The 16,936-nt window shown below is 60.3% G+C and carries 13 protein-coding genes and 1 pseudogene; 11 read left to right on the forward strand and 3 right to left on the reverse strand.

Annotated features, from left to right (window positions below; all coding sequences use genetic code 11):
- Positions 1–35 precede the first annotated feature (35 nt).
- The 10 genes and pseudogenes from rpsF (at position 36) to AC1Z1G_RS03010 (ending at position 13,989) form a co-directional block, all read left to right on the forward strand.
- Positions 36–458, forward strand: coding sequence for a 30S ribosomal protein S6 (gene rpsF / locus AC1Z1G_RS02965; protein ID WP_010563335.1), 423 nt, complete (start codon positions 36–38; stop codon positions 456–458).
- Positions 459–486: 28 nt separating this feature from the next.
- A complete protein-coding gene (gene rpsR / locus AC1Z1G_RS02970; RefSeq protein ID WP_002551829.1) occupies positions 487–717 on the forward strand; it encodes a 30S ribosomal protein S18 in 231 nt (76 codons plus the stop codon).
- A gap of 36 nt (positions 718–753) precedes the next feature.
- Positions 754–1,644 (forward strand): hypothetical protein, encoded by an 891-nt coding sequence (locus AC1Z1G_RS02975; protein WP_483624745.1) that lies wholly within the window; start codon positions 754–756, stop codon positions 1,642–1,644.
- A gap of 19 nt (positions 1,645–1,663) precedes the next feature.
- Positions 1,664–2,110: a 50S ribosomal protein L9 gene (gene rplI, locus AC1Z1G_RS02980; protein WP_095169562.1), complete on the forward strand. Its 447-nt coding sequence runs from the start codon at positions 1,664–1,666 to the stop codon at positions 2,108–2,110.
- A 135-nt stretch (positions 2,111–2,245) separates the two neighbouring features.
- A complete protein-coding gene (dnaB, locus tag AC1Z1G_RS02985; protein WP_347903642.1) occupies positions 2,246–3,640 on the forward strand; it encodes a replicative DNA helicase in 1,395 nt (464 codons plus the stop codon).
- Positions 3,641–3,930: 290 nt separating this feature from the next.
- The gene (locus AC1Z1G_RS02990) at positions 3,931–6,237 is read left to right on the forward strand and encodes a YgiQ family radical SAM protein (protein WP_483624748.1); all 2,307 of its coding nucleotides are present in this window, start codon (positions 3,931–3,933) and stop codon (positions 6,235–6,237) included.
- Between the two features lie 55 nt (positions 6,238–6,292).
- On the forward strand, positions 6,293–6,922 hold the full coding sequence (locus AC1Z1G_RS02995) for a hypothetical protein (protein WP_483624750.1): 630 nt from the start codon (positions 6,293–6,295) through the stop codon (positions 6,920–6,922).
- Positions 6,923–7,092: 170 nt separating this feature from the next.
- Positions 7,093–10,365 (forward strand): annotated as a pseudogene (locus tag AC1Z1G_RS03000) (transglutaminase family protein); the annotation flags it as partial.
- 235 nt (positions 10,366–10,600) lie between these two features.
- The gene (locus AC1Z1G_RS03005) at positions 10,601–13,087 is read left to right on the forward strand and encodes a circularly permuted type 2 ATP-grasp protein (RefSeq protein WP_483624751.1); all 2,487 of its coding nucleotides are present in this window, start codon (positions 10,601–10,603) and stop codon (positions 13,085–13,087) included.
- The gene (locus AC1Z1G_RS03010) at positions 13,087–13,989 is read left to right on the forward strand and encodes a transglutaminase family protein (protein WP_483624753.1); all 903 of its coding nucleotides are present in this window, start codon (positions 13,087–13,089) and stop codon (positions 13,987–13,989) included. Before AC1Z1G_RS03005 ends, AC1Z1G_RS03010 begins: the two co-directional genes overlap by 1 nt.
- Positions 13,990–14,277: 288 nt before the next feature.
- Here AC1Z1G_RS03010 and AC1Z1G_RS03015 read toward each other — a convergent pair whose 3' ends face one another.
- Both AC1Z1G_RS03015 and AC1Z1G_RS03020 read right to left on the reverse strand, forming a co-directional pair.
- Complete coding sequence (locus AC1Z1G_RS03015) at positions 14,278–14,469, reverse strand: hypothetical protein (protein ID WP_483624755.1); 192 nt, start codon at positions 14,467–14,469, stop codon at positions 14,278–14,280.
- A 68-nt stretch (positions 14,470–14,537) separates the two neighbouring features.
- The gene (locus AC1Z1G_RS03020) at positions 14,538–15,125 is read right to left on the reverse strand and encodes a cytokinin riboside 5'-monophosphate phosphoribohydrolase (protein ID WP_483624756.1); all 588 of its coding nucleotides are present in this window, start codon (positions 15,123–15,125) and stop codon (positions 14,538–14,540) included.
- Positions 15,126–15,470: 345 nt separating this feature from the next.
- Between AC1Z1G_RS03020 and azu the strand changes: the two genes are divergently transcribed.
- Positions 15,471–15,917: an azurin gene (gene azu, locus AC1Z1G_RS03025; protein WP_483624757.1), complete on the forward strand. Its 447-nt coding sequence runs from the start codon at positions 15,471–15,473 to the stop codon at positions 15,915–15,917.
- Between the two features lie 191 nt (positions 15,918–16,108).
- Here the strand turns inward: azu and nadE are convergent, their stop codons facing one another.
- On the reverse strand, positions 16,109–16,936 hold the full coding sequence (gene nadE / locus AC1Z1G_RS03030; RefSeq protein WP_483624759.1) for an ammonia-dependent NAD(+) synthetase: 828 nt from the start codon (positions 16,934–16,936) through the stop codon (positions 16,109–16,111).

Below are 16,936 nucleotides of genomic sequence, written 5' to 3' on the forward strand. Positions count from 1 at the left end.
TTTGAGCGGCAGGCTACAACCCGTAAGGAGCATTCATGCGTCATTACGAAATCATCTTTTTGGTCCACCCGGATCAAAGCGAGCAAGTCGGCGGCATGGTTGAGCGTTACACCAAGCTGATCGAAGAAGACGGCGGCAAAATCCACCGTCTGGAAGATTGGGGCCGTCGTCAACTGGCCTACGCAATCAACAATGTTCACAAGGCTCACTACGTGATGCTGAACGTTGAGTGCACTGGCAAGGCCCTGGCCGAGCTGGAAGACAACTTCCGCTACAACGATGCAGTGATCCGTAACCTGGTCATCCGTCGCGAAGAAGCCGTTACCGGCCAATCCGAGATGCTCAAGGCTGAAGAAAACCGCAGTGAGCGCCGTGAGCGTCGCGACCGTCCTGAGCACGAAGGCGCTGATAGCGTTGATAGTGATGACAGCGACAACAGCGATAACGCTGACGAGTAATCCACGGACCTTTTGAGGAGCCAATTACATGGCACGTTTCTTCCGTCGTCGTAAATTCTGCCGCTTCACCGCTGAAGACGTGAAAGAGATCGATTACAAAGATCTCAACACTCTGAAAGCTTATGTATCCGAGACCGGCAAAATCGTTCCAAGCCGTATCACCGGTACCAAAGCACGTTATCAGCGTCAGCTGGCCACCGCTATCAAGCGCGCCCGCTTCCTGGCCCTGCTGGCCTACACCGACAGCCACGGCCGCTGAGACCGGGCAGTCGACACGTAGTAAAGGATCGAATGCATGCGCGCCTTAGCTGAATTCATCATGCGCGGACGTGTGCAGGCCACGCTGGTCGTGGCCGGATCTGCGGCATTGCCGTTGTTGTTCTGGTTGAGTGCCGCTGCGGCAAGCCTTGTGCTTCTGCGGCGCGGTTCGAACGCCTTGGGCGTTATCGGTATGGGAGTGCTTTCAGCGTTAATTTGCTGGCACTTCCAGCAAGATCCCAGCGCGCTTTTGGTGCTGCTGGGGACTTGTGGTCTGGCGCTGGTTTTACGCGCCGGTCACTCCTGGAACCGTGTGCTGCTGGTCAGCATAGCCATCGGATTGTTGTGTGCAGTGAGTCTGGGGACGTTTTTCAGCCCCATGATCGATGGCCTTGCGCAGGAATTTGCAAAAGTTCTGCCGCAGGCCCTGGGTGATGTCTACGAGAAACTTTCGGTAGACCAGCGAGCAAGCCTCGCGTCACTGATTGCACCCCTCATGATCAGTTCGATTGCGGTCATGTTTCAGATTTTCAGTGTGTTGTGCCTGATTCTTGGGCGCTACTGGCAAGCGTTGTTGTACAACCCTGGTGGTTTTGGTCGCGAGTTTCGCGATATCCGAATCCCGAAGGGACTGGCGATGTTGCTGCTGGCATTCATGTTTGTGGGGCCGTTTCTCGGCACGCAAATGTTGTTTTTATTGCCGTTGTGCAGCGTACCGCTGGTCTTCGCCGGGCTGGCCCTGATTCACGGGCTGGTGGCGCAAAAAAAACTGGCCGGTTTCTGGCTGGTGGGGATGTACGTGACGCTGTTGCCTTTCATGCACTTGATCGGTCCGTTACTCATGGTCTTGGCCGTTGTCGACAGCCTGATTGATTTTCGCGGTCGTTTGGCGTCGAAAGATGCCGATAACGCGAACGGTGAAGGTTAAAAGTTAAGAGGATTTTCACATGCAACTGATCCTTCTGGAAAAAGTCGCCAACCTGGGCAACCTGGGCGACAAAGTGAACGTTAAGGCTGGTTACGGCCGTAACTACCTGCTGCCTTACGGCAAAGCTACCGCTGCGACCGCTGCCAACCTGGCTGCGTTCGAAGAGCGTCGTGCTGAGCTGGAAAAACTGGCTGCAGACAAGAAAGCATCGGCTGAAAGCCGCGCTGCCCAACTGGCTGAGCTGGAAGTGACCATCACTGCCACCGCTGGTGACGAAGGCAAGCTGTTCGGTTCGATCGGTACTCACGACATCGCTGATGCACTGACCGCCTCTGGCGTTGAAGTTGCAAAAAGCGAAGTTCGTCTGCCGAACGGCACCATCCGCAACGTAGGCGAATTCGACGTAGCTGTGCACCTGCACGCTGAAGTTGAAGCCACCGTACGCGTTGTCGTGGTAGCAGCTTAAGCAGCACTTGTCGGCTGGCACCCTTGGGTGCTTGCCGGTAACATCGGGCACGATCCTGTTTACAGGTCGTGCCCTTTGTCTTTCTGCAGTTCCTGATTTTCACACCCCCTGCTTTTCCTAAATTACCAAGTGGCCATGAACGATATCTCCGCTCCTGAGCAATACGACCTGCAAACCGCCGCGCTGAAAGTGCCGCCGCATTCCATCGAGGCCGAACAGGCTGTACTCGGTGGTCTGATGCTGGACAACAACGCCTGGGAGCGCGTGCTCGATCAGGTCTCGGACGGCGATTTCTATCGTCATGACCACCGCCTGATCTTCCGTGCCATCGCCAAGCTGGCCGATCAGAACTCGCCGATCGACGTCGTGACCCTGGCCGAGCAACTGGACAAGGAAGGTCAGACCTCGCAGGTCGGTGGCCTCGGTTACCTTGCAGAACTGGCAAAAAACACGCCATCGGTCGCCAACATCAAGGCCTATGCGCAGATTGTTCGCGCACGGGCGACCTTGCGGCAGTTGATCGGCATTGCCACCGAGATTGCCGACAGCGCTTTCAACCCGGAAGGTCGCACCGCTGAAGAGATCCTCGACGAAGCTGAGCGGCAGATTTTCCAGATTGCCGAGGCCCGTCCGAAAACCGGCGGTCCCGTCAGCGTCAACGACCTGCTGACCAAGGCCATTGACCGCATCGACACCCTGTTCAACACCGACAACGCCATTACCGGGCTGTCCACCGGCTACACCGACCTCGACGAGAAAACCAGTGGCCTGCAACCGTCCGACCTGATCATCGTCGCCGGCCGTCCATCGATGGGTAAAACCACCTTTGCGATGAACCTGGTGGAAAACGCCGTGTTGCGCAGCGACAAGTGCGTACTGGTTTACTCGCTCGAAATGCCAGGCGAATCGCTGATCATGCGTATGTTGTCGTCCCTTGGCCGGATCGATCAGACCAAGGTCCGTGCCGGTCGCCTGGATGACGACGATTGGCCGCGTCTGACCTCGGCGGTCAACCTGCTCAACGATCGCAAGCTGTTCATCGACGATACGGCGGGTATCAGCCCGTCGGAAATGCGCGCGCGAACCCGACGTCTGGTCCGCGAGCACGGCGACATTGCCCTGATCATGATCGACTACCTGCAACTGATGCAGATCCCGGGTTCCGGCGGCGACAACCGGACCAACGAGATTTCCGAAATCTCCCGTTCCTTGAAAGCCCTGGCCAAGGAATTCAACTGCCCGGTAGTGGCGTTGTCGCAGCTCAACCGCTCCCTGGAGCAGCGTCCGAACAAACGCCCGATCAACTCCGACTTGCGGGAATCCGGAGCGATCGAGCAGGACGCCGACGTCATCATGTTCGTGTACCGGGACGAGGTGTATCACCCGGAAACCGAACACAAAGGCATCGCCGAAATCATCATCGGCAAGCAGCGGAACGGCCCGATCGGTACGTCACGCCTGGCGTTCATCGGCAAGTACACCCGCTTCGAAAACCTCGCGCCGGGCAGCTATAACTTCGACGACGAGTAACCTGCTGCGAGGAGAACTAGCCTGTGGCGAGGGAGCTTACTCCCGCTGGGCTGCGAAGCGGCCCTAAAACCTGCAACCGTATTCTTCCAGGCAGATCGAACTCGCTCACTTTGCGACTGCTGCGCAGTCGAGCGGGAGCAAGCTCCCTCGCCACAGGGTTTGAGTCTTGCCTCAGGACCTTGCTGCAAAACAGTCACACCAATTTCCGACCATAGCCGTCGGAATTGGTCAAATTTTGTGCTATATTCCGCGCCCGCGAAATTCAATGAAAGCCAACACCGGTTATCGACATGCAAGCAGCCAAGCCGTTATTTGACTATCCCAAATACTGGGCCGAATGTTTCGGACCAGCGCCATTCCTGCCGATGAGCAGGGAGGAGATGGATCAGCTTGGCTGGGATTCCTGCGACATCATCATCGTCACCGGTGATGCCTACGTCGACCATCCGTCGTTTGGCATGGCAATCATCGGCCGGCTGCTGGAGTCCCAGGGCTTTCGCGTCGGGATCATTGCGCAGCCAAACTGGCAGTCCAAAGACGACTTCATGAAGCTCGGCGAGCCGAACCTGTTCTTCGGTGTCGCGGCCGGCAACATGGACTCGATGATCAACCGTTACACCGCCGACAAAAAAATCCGCTCCGATGACGCCTACACCCCCGGTGGCATGGCGGGCAAACGTCCGGATCGTGCAAGCCTGGTTTACAGCCAGCGCTGCAAGGAAGCCTACAAGAACGTTCCGATTGTTCTGGGCGGCATCGAAGCGTCTTTGCGCCGTATCGCGCACTACGATTACTGGCAGGACCGGGTGCGTAACTCGATCCTGATCGACGCCTGCGCCGACATTCTGCTGTACGGCAACGCCGAGCGTGCGATTGTCGAGGTTGCCCAGCGTCTGTCCTACGGCCACAAGATCGAAGACATCACCGACGTGCGCGGCACCGCGTTCATTCGCCGTGACACGCCCAAAGACTGGTACGAAGTCGACTCCACGCGCATTGACCGTCCGGGCAAGGTCGACAAGATCATCAACCCGTACGTCAACACGCAAGACACCCAGGCCTGCGCCATCGAGCAGGAAAAGGGGCCGGTTGAGGACCCGAACGAAGCCAAGGTCGTGCAGATCCTGGCCAGCCCACGGATGACCCGCGACAAGACCGTGATTCGTCTGCCGTCGGTAGAGAAAGTCCGTGGCGATGCGGTGCTTTACGCTCACGCCAACCGCGTGCTTCACCTGGAAACCAACCCGGGCAACGCCCGTGCGCTGGTTCAGAAGCATGGCGAAGTCGACGTCTGGTTCAACCCGCCGCCGATTCCGATGACCACCGAAGAAATGGACTACGTGTTCGGCATGCCGTACGCCCGTGTTCCGCACCCGGCGTATGGCAAGGAGAAGATCCCGGCCTACGACATGATCCGTTTCTCGGTGAACATCATGCGCGGCTGCTTCGGCGGCTGTACGTTCTGCTCGATCACCGAGCACGAAGGCCGGATCATCCAGAACCGTTCCGAAGAGTCGATCATTCGCGAAATCGAAGAGATCCGCGACAAGGTCCCGGGTTTCACCGGCGTGATTTCCGACCTCGGCGGCCCGACCGCGAACATGTACCGCATCGCCTGCAAGACGCCGGAAATCGAATCCGCGTGCCGCAAGCCGTCGTGCGTGTTCCCCGGCATCTGCCCGAACCTGAATACTGACCACTCGTCGCTGATTCAGTTGTACCGTAGCGCCCGTGCCTTGCCGGGGGTGAAGAAAATCCTGATCGCCTCCGGCCTGCGTTACGACCTCGCGGTCGAGTCGCCGGAGTACGTCAAGGAGCTGGTGACCCACCACGTCGGTGGTTACCTGAAGATCGCCCCGGAACACACCGAGGAAGGTCCGCTCAACCAGATGATGAAACCGGGCATCGGCAGCTATGACAAGTTCAAGCGCATGTTCGAGAAGTACACCAAGGAAGCCGGGAAAGAGCAGTACCTGATTCCGTACTTCATCGCCGCTCACCCGGGCACCACCGACGAAGACATGATGAACCTGGCCCTGTGGCTCAAGGGCAACGGTTTCCGTGCGGACCAGGTGCAGGCGTTCTACCCGTCGCCGATGGCCACCGCCACCGCGATGTACCACTCGGGCAAGAACCCGCTGCGTAAGGTGACTTACAAGAGCGACACAGTGACCATCGTCAAGAGCGAAGAGCAGCGTCGTCTGCACAAGGCGTTCTTGCGTTACCACGACCCGAAAGGCTGGCCGATGCTGCGTGAAGCGCTGATCCGCATGGGCCGCGCCGACCTGATCGGGCCGGGCAAGGACCAGTTGATTCCGCTGCACCAACCGTCTACCGACAGCTACCAGAGCGCCCGTCGCAAGAACTCGACGCCAGCCGGTAGCCATAAAGTGGCAGGGAAGGAAAAGACCACCAAGATCCTCACCCAGCACACCGGCCTGCCGCCACGTGCCAGTGACGGTGGTAACCCGTGGGACAAGCGTGAACAGGCCAAGGCTGCGGCGTTCGCTCGCAACCAGCAGGCCGCCAAGGAGCGCAAGGACGCTGCCAAAGGCAAAGGGCCCAAGCCGACACGTAAACCGGTCGTGCCGCGTTAAGCTGCCTGCCTGACAACAACGCCAGCCCTCGGGCTGGCGTTGTGCATTCTGCGGGATGGGTTTGAGGCTTGCAGGCCTTTGCCTGGCTGCCTGGCTTCTGCCGGTTCAAGGCGTGTGGTGTGGTAAAAAGGCCCGCGTCATGATTTCAACTTCAAGGAAGAACACTGTGGCCCGTCGTAAAAAGCCCACTGAAAAAGAACTCGTTGCCGCCAGGCTCATGGCGCTGAAAGCTTCGCACTGGAGGGCCTGGCAGCCCTATGTGTGGCGTTATGGCTGTATTCACATCGCGGTCATGATGTCGACGATACTGTCGATGGCGCTCACCGGTGGGGCGTTCGGTCATCACTTCTTTCCCTATGACTACCAGGCGGCCGACTACGTGATGTTCGCCCTGCTCGGCGGTTGCGTGCTGATGAGTCTGTGTTTTTTCCTGTTGATTCGTGGCAGGCCACTGGCGGTCTGGGGGCTGTTTGCGATGCTGGTGCTGTGCCTGTCCATCAGCCTTGTGATCGTCCTTGAGTCAGGCTCTCTGAGGGTCAACTGGGTGTCTTTTGTGCCCCTTTCGATAGGCTTCTACCTGATGACCACGCGTCGATACCAGCGCGGGATCAAGGTATTGCAGGTCGGCAGGCGTTATCGCGAGCGGCTCCAGAAACTGGAAGCCGGCCTCAAGCACCTCACCTGAGGCGGCGAAACGCACACGCCACATTTATGTGCAGCCCTGGTAAACCCAGGCTGGCGTTGCGCGGTTTTGGTGCTGTACTGCGCTAAGCAATTGGAGAAAACACCGCAGATGCCGGGTGGCATAAGTCTTGCGCGCGTTCATTCACGCTTAAGGCTCGCAGGAGGCACGCCGTGTCGATTCATGTCGCATTGCACCATGTCACGCATTATCGCTACGACCGCGCAGTCGAACTTGGCCCACAGATTGTTCGCCTGCGCCCGGCGGCCCATAGCCGTACGCGGATTTTGTCTTATGCGCTGAAGGTCACGCCTGAGCAGCATTTTATCAACTGGCAGCAAGACCCCCAGGGCAACTACCTGGCGCGGCTGGTGTTTGCGGAAAAAACCGATGAGCTGCGGATCGAAGTCGACCTGCTGGCCGAGATGGCCGTGTTCAATCCGTTCGACTTCTTCCTTGAGCCCTATGCGGAAAAAATCCCCTTCGCCTATACCCCGGACGAGCAGCGCGAATTGGCGCCGTACCTCGAAACCCTGCCGCTGACGCCAACCTTCAAGGCCTGCCTGGACAGTATTGACCGCACGCCGCTGCCCGCCGTGGATTTTCTGGTGGCACTGAACCAGCGCCTGAGTGAAGACATCGCGTACCTGATCCGCATGGAGCCGGGCGTTCAAACCCCGGAGCACACCCTGCAACAGGCCTCGGGTTCCTGCCGCGACTCGGCCTGGTTGTTGGTGCAACTGCTGCGCAACCTCGGGCTGGCGGCGCGATTTGTCTCGGGCTACCTGATTCAGCTCACCGCCGACGTCAAAAGCCTCGACGGCCCCTCGGGCACTGAGGTGGATTTCACCGACCTGCACGCCTGGTGCGAGGTTTACTTGCCGGGCGCGGGCTGGATCGGCCTGGACGCCACGTCAGGGCTGTTTGCCGGTGAAGGGCATATTCCGTTGGCCTGTAGTCCCGATCCGTCCTCTGCGGCGCCGATCAGTGGCTTGGTCGAACCGTGCGAGTGTGCGTTCACCCACGAAATGTCGGTCGAGCGGATTTGGGAGGCCCCACGGGTGACCAGGCCATACACCGAAGAACAATGGTTGGCGATCCAGGCACTGGGACGGCAGATCGATGTCGACCTGCTGGAAGGCGATGTCCGGCTGACTATGGGCGGCGAGCCGACCTTCGTGTCCATCGACGACCCGGACGGTGCCGAGTGGAACACCACAGCCCTTGGGCCGGACAAACGTCGGCTGTCGGCCGAACTGTTCCAGCGCATGCGCAACCATTACGCGCCTAAAGGCCTGGTGCATTTTGGTCAGGGCAAGTGGTACCCCGGCGAGCAACTGCCACGCTGGTCGCTCAATTGCTACTGGCGCCGCGACGGGGGGCCGATCTGGCACAACAGCGCGCTGATAGCCGATGAGCGGGAAGACTACGGCGCCGACGGTGCGCTGGCCGGGCGTTTTCTGGCGAGTGTCGCCGAGCGCTTGAAGCTGCCCACGCGTTTTGTGTTTCCAGCCTACGAAGACAATCTCTATTACCTCTGGCGAGAGGGCGCGTTACCGGTCAACGTCAGCGCCGAAGACTCACGGCTGGGCGATGAACAGGAGCGTGCACGGCTGCGCAAAGTCTTCAGCCAGGGGCTGGACAAGGTAATCGGCCAGGTCCTGCCGCTGGCACGCACGGCCAAGGGTGATCAATGGCAGAGCGGTCGCTGGTACTTGCGCGACAGCCATTGCCGATTGGTACCGGGGGACTCGCCGCTCGGCTATCGCTTGCCGCTGGCCTCGCAGCCCTGGGTGACGGCGTCGGAGTATCCGTTTGTGCATCCCACCGACCCGAATCAGGATTTCCTGGGGCTGCCGGACGCGGCTCGCTTGCAGGCCCATGGTGAACCGGCCAGCGCCGAGGACCGTGTGCCGAAAGTCGAGGAGTCCGCCGATTGGCTGACCCGCACCGCGTTGTGCGCCGAGGCGCGGGAAGGGCGGCTGTACCTGTTCATGCCGCCGCTTGCGCGGGTCGAAGATTATCTGGAACTGATCAGTGCCATTGAGGCCACCGCCCAAGAGCTGCGCTGCCCGGTGTTGCTGGAGGGCTATGAACCACCGAGCGACCCGCGTCTGAGCCATTTGCGCATCACCCCGGACCCCGGCGTGATTGAGGTGAACGTCCAGCCCTCGGCCAGTTGGGACGAGTTGGTGGAGCGCACCGAGTTCCTCTACGAAGAAGCACGCCAGACACGGCTGACCACCGAAAAATTCATGATCGACGGCCGACACACCGGGACCGGTGGCGGTAACCATTTCGTACTGGGTGGCGCGACACCGGCCGACTCACCGTTTCTGCGTCGTCCCGACCTGTTGCGCAGCCTGATCAGCTATTGGCATAACCACCCGTCGTTGTCCTACCTGTTTTCCGGATTGTTCATCGGCCCAACGTCCCAGGCGCCAAGGGTCGACGAGGCGCGTAACGATGCGCTCTATGAGCTGGAAATTGCCTTCGCGCAAATGCCTAAACCGGGTGAAGAGTGCGCGCCGTGGCTGGTCGATCGTTTGCTGCGCAACCTGCTGATCGACGTGACCGGCAACACTCACCGCACCGAGTTCTGCATCGACAAACTCTATTCGCCGGACAGCGCCACCGGACGCCTTGGCTTGCTGGAGCTGCGCGCCTTCGAAATGCCGCCCCACGCGCGCATGAGCCTGACGCAGCAGCTGTTGTTGCGGGCGTTGGTAGCGCGGTTCTGGCGCGAGCCATATGCCCCGGCCAAACTCGCCCGTTGGGGCACTGAGTTGCATGACCGTTTCCTGCTGCCGCACTTTATCGAACAGGATTTTGCCGACGTGATCGTCGACCTCAACAACGCCGGTTATGCGGTACGCGCCGAATGGTTTGCCGCACATCTGGAGTTCCGTTTTCCCAAGGTTGGCGATTACGCGGTCAGTGGCATCGAGCTGCAATTGCGTCAGGCCCTGGAGCCTTGGCATGTGCTGGGTGAAGAGGGCGCGGCGGGCGGTACGGTGCGTTACGTCGATTCATCGCTGGAGCGCTTGCAGGTCAAACTCACCGGGCTGCCACCGCAGCGGTATCTGCTGACCTGCAACGGCATCCCGGTGCCGCTGCAACCGACCGGGCGGGTGGGGGAGTTTGTGGCCGGGGTGCGTTTTCGTGCCTGGCAACCGGCCAACTGCCTGCAGCCGACCATCGCGGTGCAGGCGCCGTTGGTGTTCGACGTGCTCGACACCTGGATGCAGCGTTCGCTGGGCGGTTGCCAGTACCACGTCGCCCATCCCGGCGGGCGCAATTATGACAGCCTGCCGGTGAACGCCAACGAGGCCGAGAGCCGGCGCATGGCGCGGTTTTTCCGTCTCGGTCACAGCCCAGGAACCTTGGCGGTGCCGACGTTGACCATCAACGACGAATTGCCGATGACCCTGGATTTACGCCGGTTTACGAAAAAAATGAGTGAGCGCGGTATTGCAACAACGGATACCCAAGGTGGGGGCGGGCTTGCTCGCGAAGAGGTCGGTACATTCAACATCAACGTTGACTGAACCACCGCTTTCGCGAGCGGGCTCGCTCCCACAGGGCGTTCCACGGTTGTTCGCTTTGAGCAATCCCGTGGCCACTGGATTTGCAGCGTTTGTGAGTCAATCTGACTTTTACTTAGCATCTGCCGAGCGTTCCATGCCTGATCTGCTTGACCGTTACCCGCTCACGGCGGGCACTTATCACGAACTGCTCGATGACAGTGGCGCGGTGCGCCCGCACTGGCAGCGGTTGTTCGATCAGTTGCAACGCAGCACGCCTGTGCAGTTGGCGCAGCGTCAGGCATTGCTGGCCCGGCAGATCCAGGAAAACGGCGTGACCTACAACGTCTACGCCGACCCTGAAGGCGCTGACCGGCCGTGGGAGCTGGACTTGCTGCCCCATGTGATCGCGGCGGATGAGTGGCGGCAATTGTCGGCCGGGATTGCGCAACGTGCGCGGTTGCTCAACGCGGTATTGGCGGATCTGTATGGGCCGCAACGTTTGATTGCCGAAGGCTTGTTGCCGGCCGAGCTGGTGTTCGGGCACAACAATTTTTTATGGCCGTGTCAGGGCATTCAACCACCGGACGGTGCGTTCCTGCATCTGTACGCAGTGGACCTGGCGCGCACTCCCGACGGGCGCTGGTGGGTCACGGCCGACCGGACTCAGGCGCCATCCGGTGCGGGATATGCGCTGGAGAACCGCACCATCGTGTCGCGAGCCTTCCCCGAGTTGTATCGCGACCTGAAGGTGCAACACCTGGCCGGGTTTTTCCGCACCTTGCAGGAGACCCTTGCCCGCCAGGCGCCGAGCGACGATGAAGCGCCCCTGGTGGTGTTGCTGACACCGGGGCGGTTCAACGAGAGCTATTTCGAACATTTGTACCTGGCTCGCCAACTCGGGTATCCGTTGGTCGAGGGCGGTGACCTGACCGTGCGCAATGCCACGGTCTACCTCAAGACCCTGAGCGGTCTGCGCCGGGTTCACGCGGTCATGCGCCGGCTCGACGATGATTTCTGCGACCCGCTTGAACTGCGCACCGACTCGGCGCTGGGTGTGCCGGGCTTGCTGGAAGCGGTGCGTCAGGGGCGGGTGCTGGTAGCCAATGCCTTGGGCAGCGGTGTGCTGGAGTCGCCGGGGTTGCTGGGGTTTCTGCCGCGGATCAATCAGTTTCTGTTCGGTGAAGAACTGATCCTGCCGTCGATTGCAACCTGGTGGTGTGGGGAAGCGCCGGTGCTGGCGCAGGCGTTGGAAAAACTGCCTGAGTTGCTGATCAAACCGGCGTTTGCATCGCAAAGTTTTTCCCCGGTGTTTGGCCGTGATCTGAGTGAGGCGCAACGTCAAAGGTTGGCGGAACGCATGCAGGCGCGGCCTTACGCTTACGTCGCGCAGGAGCTGGCGCAGTTGTCCCAGGCACCGATCTGGCAGGCGGACGCAGGCCAGTTGCAACCACGGGCCATCGGCATGCGCGTTTACGCCGTGGCCAGCCGGGACGGCTTCCGGGTGCTGCCCGGCGGCTTGACCCGGGTGGCGGCCGAGGCCGACGCCGCCGTGGTGTCGATGCAACGCGGCGGCGCGAGCAAGGACACCTGGGTACTGGGCGACCGTGCACCTGATGGCGAGCAATGGAAAAGCCAACGCACCCTCGGCGTCCACGATCTGGTGCGGCGCGACCCGTACCTGCCATCGCGGGTGGTGGAGAACCTGTTCTGGTTCGGTCGCTATTGTGAACGGTGCGACGACAGTGCGCGGCTGCTGCGGATCATGCTCGCGCGCTACATTGACGGGGACGATCCGCACGCCTTGCAGGCGGCGGTCGACCTTGGTGAAAGCCTGATGCTGCTGCCCGACGAAGGCGCGTTGCCCCAGCGATTGCTGGCAGCGTTGCTCGACGCGGACGGGGCCTTCAGCCTGCGCTCCAACCTGCAACGCTTGCAGTGGGCGGCGTCTCAGGTGCGTGGCAAGCTTTCGCGGGAGAACTGGCAGGTACTGGTGCAATTGCAGCGCGACGCCCTGGCGCTGGAAACCGAGGCGCCGGATTTCGGCGAGTTGCTGGATTTTCTCAACCGCCTGGTGATGTCACTGGCGGCGCTGTCCGGGTTCGCGCTGGATGACATGACCCGCGACGAAGGCTGGCGCTTTTTGATGATCGGTCGGCGGATCGAGCGTTTGCAGTTTCTGAGCAGCAGCCTGGCCGCATTCCTGCGCGGTGCCGGGGCGTTTGATCAGGCGGGGCTGGAATGGCTGCTGGAACTGGGCAACAGCAGCATCACCTACCGCTCGCGGTATCTGGCAATGGCGCAGTTGATTCCGGTGCTCGACCTGCTCCTGCTCGATGAGCAGAACCCCCACGCGGTGCTGTTCCAGTTGAAACTGGTGACCCGTACCCTCAAGCGTTTGAATGACGACTTCGGCGCGCCTCGGGAAACCGGCCTGCCGCACTTGGTGGAGCGCCTGGAGCATGTGGACCTGAGGTGCCTGGAGAACTCGCTGTTTGGCGAAACCAGCGTCAGCGCGGCGCTGGCGGGCCTGGGGGATCTGTTGCAGGACATTGCCGCTGCCAGCGGGCACGTCTCGGACCGGCTGGCGTTGCGGCATTTTGCCCATGTCGATGATGTCAGCCAGCGCACGGTGTCCGTTTGATGAGCGCCCGCTACCAGATTTTCCACGACACCCATTATCACTACGACAGCCCGGTGTCCCTGGCTCAGCAATTGGCCCATTTGTGGCCCCGGCCTTGCGACTGGCAGCGCTGCACCGAGCAACAGTTGCAGATCAGCCCGGTGCCGACCTCCCGTCGCGATGAATGGGATGTGTTCGGTAACCCACTGACCCGACTGGCGTTCGAGCGACCTCATGATGAACTGCTGGTCAATGCGCGATTGACGGTCGAAGTGCTGGCCCGACCGATGTTTGATTTCAGTCAGTCCCCGGCCTGGGATGTGACCCGTGATGCGTTGAGCTACAGCAGCCAACCTATGCCCCCAGGATTTCTGGAGGCCTGCCGCTATCGGTTCGAATCACCTTACGTGCACTTGAAGCGCGGCTTCGTCGAGTTTTCCGAAAGCTGTTTTGCGCCGGGGCGTGCGTTGATGTGTGGGGTTCAGGCGTTGATGGAGAAGATTTTCAGCGAGTTCACCTTCGATGCCGAGGCCACGCAGGTCGCGACGCCGCTGGTGGAAGTGCTGCAGCGCCGACGTGGAGTGTGCCAGGACTTTGCGCACTTGATGCTGGCGTGTGTCCGTTCCCGAGGATTGGCGGCGCGTTATGTCAGCGGTTACCTGCTGACACAGCCACCACCGGGGCAGCCAAGACTGATTGGCGCGGATGCGTCCCATGCGTGGGTGTCGGTGTTTTGCCCGGCACTGGGGTGGGTCGACTTTGATCCGACCAACAACGTACAACCGGCGCTGGAGCACATCACGCTGGCCTGGGGCCGGGACTTTTCTGATGTTTCACCGTTACGCGGAGTGATTCTGGGCGGCGGCCACCACGACCCGCAAGTGCGTGTCACCGTGATGCCGTTGGATGAGCTCCGTTTTTGAATGCACAGATTTCTTGTGGCGAGGGAGCTTGCTCCCGCTCGGCTGCGTAGCAGTCGCAAAATCGGTGAACGTGGATTGTCTGATTAAACGGGGATGCAGGTTTTAGGACCGCTTCGCGCTCCAGCGGGAGCAAGCTTCCTCGCCACAGGTGTACGCCGACCAGTGCCGGGTGGGTTCTGTTTTTTTGGGGGGATTGGAGAGCGTTGGGCCTGTGAGGGCCAGCAGCATCGCTGCTGACCCTGGACACAGATCCGGTGGGTCTGATCAGATCATCAAACCCTGAGGGTCTCAGGCGTCGGGCGCCTGATCTTTCGGTGCATCAACATCATCTTCTGCAACCACTTCACCTTCAGCATCCGGGTTCAGTGCGCCGGCCTCTTCATCGGCAGCGGCTTTCTTGCGTTGCAACTTTTCCTCTTTCTTCTGCTCCTTGGCCAAGTCTCTCTGACGTTTGGCGAAGGAATAATTAGGTTTAGCCATGGGCGATCCTCTGGGGTCGAAGGTGAGGTTGAGCGGCGCGTATTCTGCCTTTAATCGGGGTGCAAGGGTTAGCTGGGTTTTTGCCCGGCCCATTTTGGTGCTACCACCGGTTGCCAGGCGTCAAGCGTGTTCAGCAGATCCTGCGGCGACTCGCTCATTTGCAGCATGTCACGGTGATGCTCGCGAACGAAGCCTTCGCCGACGACATGATCAAGAAATGCAGTGAGTTTGCTGTAAAAGCCGTTTACTTCCAGCAACCCCAGCGGTTTGCCGTGGTAGCCGAGCTGGCCCCAGGTCCAGACTTCAAAGAGTTCTTCGAACGTGCCCAAGCCACCAGGCAGTGAGATAAAGGCATCGCTGAGTTCAGCCATGCGGGCCTTGCGCGCGTGCATGCCGTCGACCACTTCCAGCCGGGTCAGGCCGGTATGGCCGATTTCCGAGTCTTTGAGGCTCTGGGGAATGATCCCGATCACCTCACCACCGGCCGCCAGTGCGGCATCGGCCACTATGCCCATCAAACCGACGGCGCCGCCGCCGTAGACGAGGGTCAGTTTGCGCCGGGCCAGTTCCTGTCCCAGGGCTATCGCCGCCTCACGATACGCCGGGTTGGCGCCCGTGCTGGCCCCGCAAAATACACAAACAGACGTTAAAGACATACCTTGCTCCGTGGTCAATGACCGCTTCAGAGTAAAGGCTGTGCGTCGGTGCTCCAAGGCTTAACATTCGCACCGTGGTTTTTCATAAGTGCCGCTGGCACCACAGGCATAGGCGGCGAGTACACTGCACAACAGGCTGTTGAAAGACATGGCAAGCGCTCCAGAACGGGGATGACGTTGCTGATCATAGGTCTGCGCCAGGTGCCTGGCCGTTTAATTGTTTCGATCAGTGTCATAGCCTGAAAGTTGTATACACCTTCTTGATACAAGTCATAGGAACTCTTCTCATTTTCAGGCAGTCTTGACGCGATATGGATTTTGTTAACCCTGCCTTGGAGATTCACCATGTTTGCCAAACTTGTTGCGGTATCCCTGCTGACACTGGCCAGCAGCCAATTGATGGCTGCCGAGTGCTCGGTCGATGTCGACTCCACCGATCAGATGTCCTTTAACACCAAGGAAATCACTATCGACAAGAGCTGCAAGACCTTCACCGTGAATCTCGCGCACTCCGGCAGCTTGCCGAAGAACGTCATGGGCCATAACTGGGTCTTGAGCAAGGCTGCCGACGCGCAGGGGATTGCGACTGACGGCCTGGCCGCCGGCATCGACAAGAACTACCTGAAAGACGGCGACACCCGTGTGATCGCCCACACCAAAATCATCGGTGCCGGCGAGAAAGATTCGGTGAGCTTCGACGTTTCGAAGCTGACCGCAGGCGAAAGCTACCAGTTCTTCTGCTCGTTCCCGGGCCACATCTCGATGATGAAAGGCGCTATCGTTCTGAAGTGATCCGGCTGGTTCTGCGGTCATGAAAAAACACCCCCCGGGGTGTTTTTTTATGCCCGGTCGCGGGCGTTGCGCCGTCACGGAGCGGGCTGGGGCCCCCAGAGGCAACACCGCACCAGCCGAAGTCACGTCTCAATAAAAAGCCCACTGAGGATCACTCCTCCAGTGGGCTTTTGTTTTTCAGCCGGGGCGACTCAAGGCGCGAACGGCATCACGCGTTTGTGATGGGTCTTGCGATACGTATCACAGATGATCCTGAACGCCTCTTCACGCACCGGCTGACCGTGCAGGAAGGCGTCGATCTCGGCGTAGGTCACGCCGTGTGACGCTTCATCCGGTTTGCCGGGGGACAGGTCTTCAAGGTCGGCGGTCGGGATTTTCTCCACCAGTGATTCCGGTGCACCGAAGCTGCGAGCGATGGCCCGTACCTGGTTTTTCACCAGCCCGCTCAGCGGCGCGAGGTCGCAGGCGCCGTCACCGAACTTGGTGAAGAAACCCATCACGGCTTCTGCCGCGTGATCGGTGCCGATCACCAGGCCCTGGGCTGCCCCGGCGATGGTGTATTGCGCGACCATGCGCATACGCGCCTTGGTATTGCCCAGCACAAAATCCACCGAGACCGCGTGCTTGCCTTCGAAGGCCGCCACTTCGCTGGCCAGCGCCTTGACCGCCGGGCCGATGTTCACGGTGTGGCGTTCGTCCGGGGCGATGAAGTCCACCGAGGCTTGCGCATCGTGTTCATCGAACTGGGTTTCGTACGGCAAACGTACGGCGATGAACTTGTAGCCCGCGTCACCGCTGCGCTCGCGCAGTTCGCGGATGGCGCGCTGGGCCAGCAGGCCGGCGGTCAACGAGTCGACACCACCGCTGATGCCCAGTACCAGGGCCTTGAGCCCGGAATTGACCAGGCAGTCCTGAATGAAGGTAATCCGCCGTGCGACTTCAGCCTCCAGGGCTGCGTAGTCGGCAAAGGGCGGTTGGACCTTGAGCTGTTCAGCCATCTCACGTTGTACGGCTTGCAT

The organism is Pseudomonas sp. JL27(2026), assembly GCF_056933555.1.

Bases quoted from the DNA above. Each gene is read 5' to 3' on its own strand.
- rpsF (WP_010563335.1), top strand. From the start codon at position 36: ATGCGTCATTACGAAATCATCTTTTTGGTCCACCCGGATCAAAGCGAG.
- rpsR (WP_002551829.1), top strand. From the start codon at position 487: ATGGCACGTTTCTTCCGTCGTCGTAAATTCTGCCGCTTCACCGCTGAA.
- AC1Z1G_RS02975 (WP_483624745.1), top strand. From the start codon at position 754: ATGCGCGCCTTAGCTGAATTCATCATGCGCGGACGTGTGCAGGCCACG.
- rplI (WP_095169562.1), top strand. From the start codon at position 1,664: ATGCAACTGATCCTTCTGGAAAAAGTCGCCAACCTGGGCAACCTGGGC.
- dnaB (WP_347903642.1), top strand. From the start codon at position 2,246: ATGAACGATATCTCCGCTCCTGAGCAATACGACCTGCAAACCGCCGCG.
- AC1Z1G_RS02990 (WP_483624748.1), top strand. From the start codon at position 3,931: ATGCAAGCAGCCAAGCCGTTATTTGACTATCCCAAATACTGGGCCGAA.
- AC1Z1G_RS02995 (WP_483624750.1), top strand. From the start codon at position 6,293: ATGGGTTTGAGGCTTGCAGGCCTTTGCCTGGCTGCCTGGCTTCTGCCG.
- AC1Z1G_RS03005 (WP_483624751.1), top strand. From the start codon at position 10,601: ATGCCTGATCTGCTTGACCGTTACCCGCTCACGGCGGGCACTTATCAC.
- AC1Z1G_RS03010 (WP_483624753.1), top strand. From the start codon at position 13,087: ATGAGCGCCCGCTACCAGATTTTCCACGACACCCATTATCACTACGAC.
- AC1Z1G_RS03015 (WP_483624755.1), bottom strand. From the start codon at position 14,469: ATGGCTAAACCTAATTATTCCTTCGCCAAACGTCAGAGAGACTTGGCC.
- AC1Z1G_RS03020 (WP_483624756.1), bottom strand. From the start codon at position 15,125: ATGTCTTTAACGTCTGTTTGTGTATTTTGCGGGGCCAGCACGGGCGCC.
- azu (WP_483624757.1), top strand. From the start codon at position 15,471: ATGTTTGCCAAACTTGTTGCGGTATCCCTGCTGACACTGGCCAGCAGC.
- nadE (WP_483624759.1), bottom strand. From the start codon at position 16,936: ATGCAAGCCGTACAACGTGAGATGGCTGAACAGCTCAAGGTCCAACCG.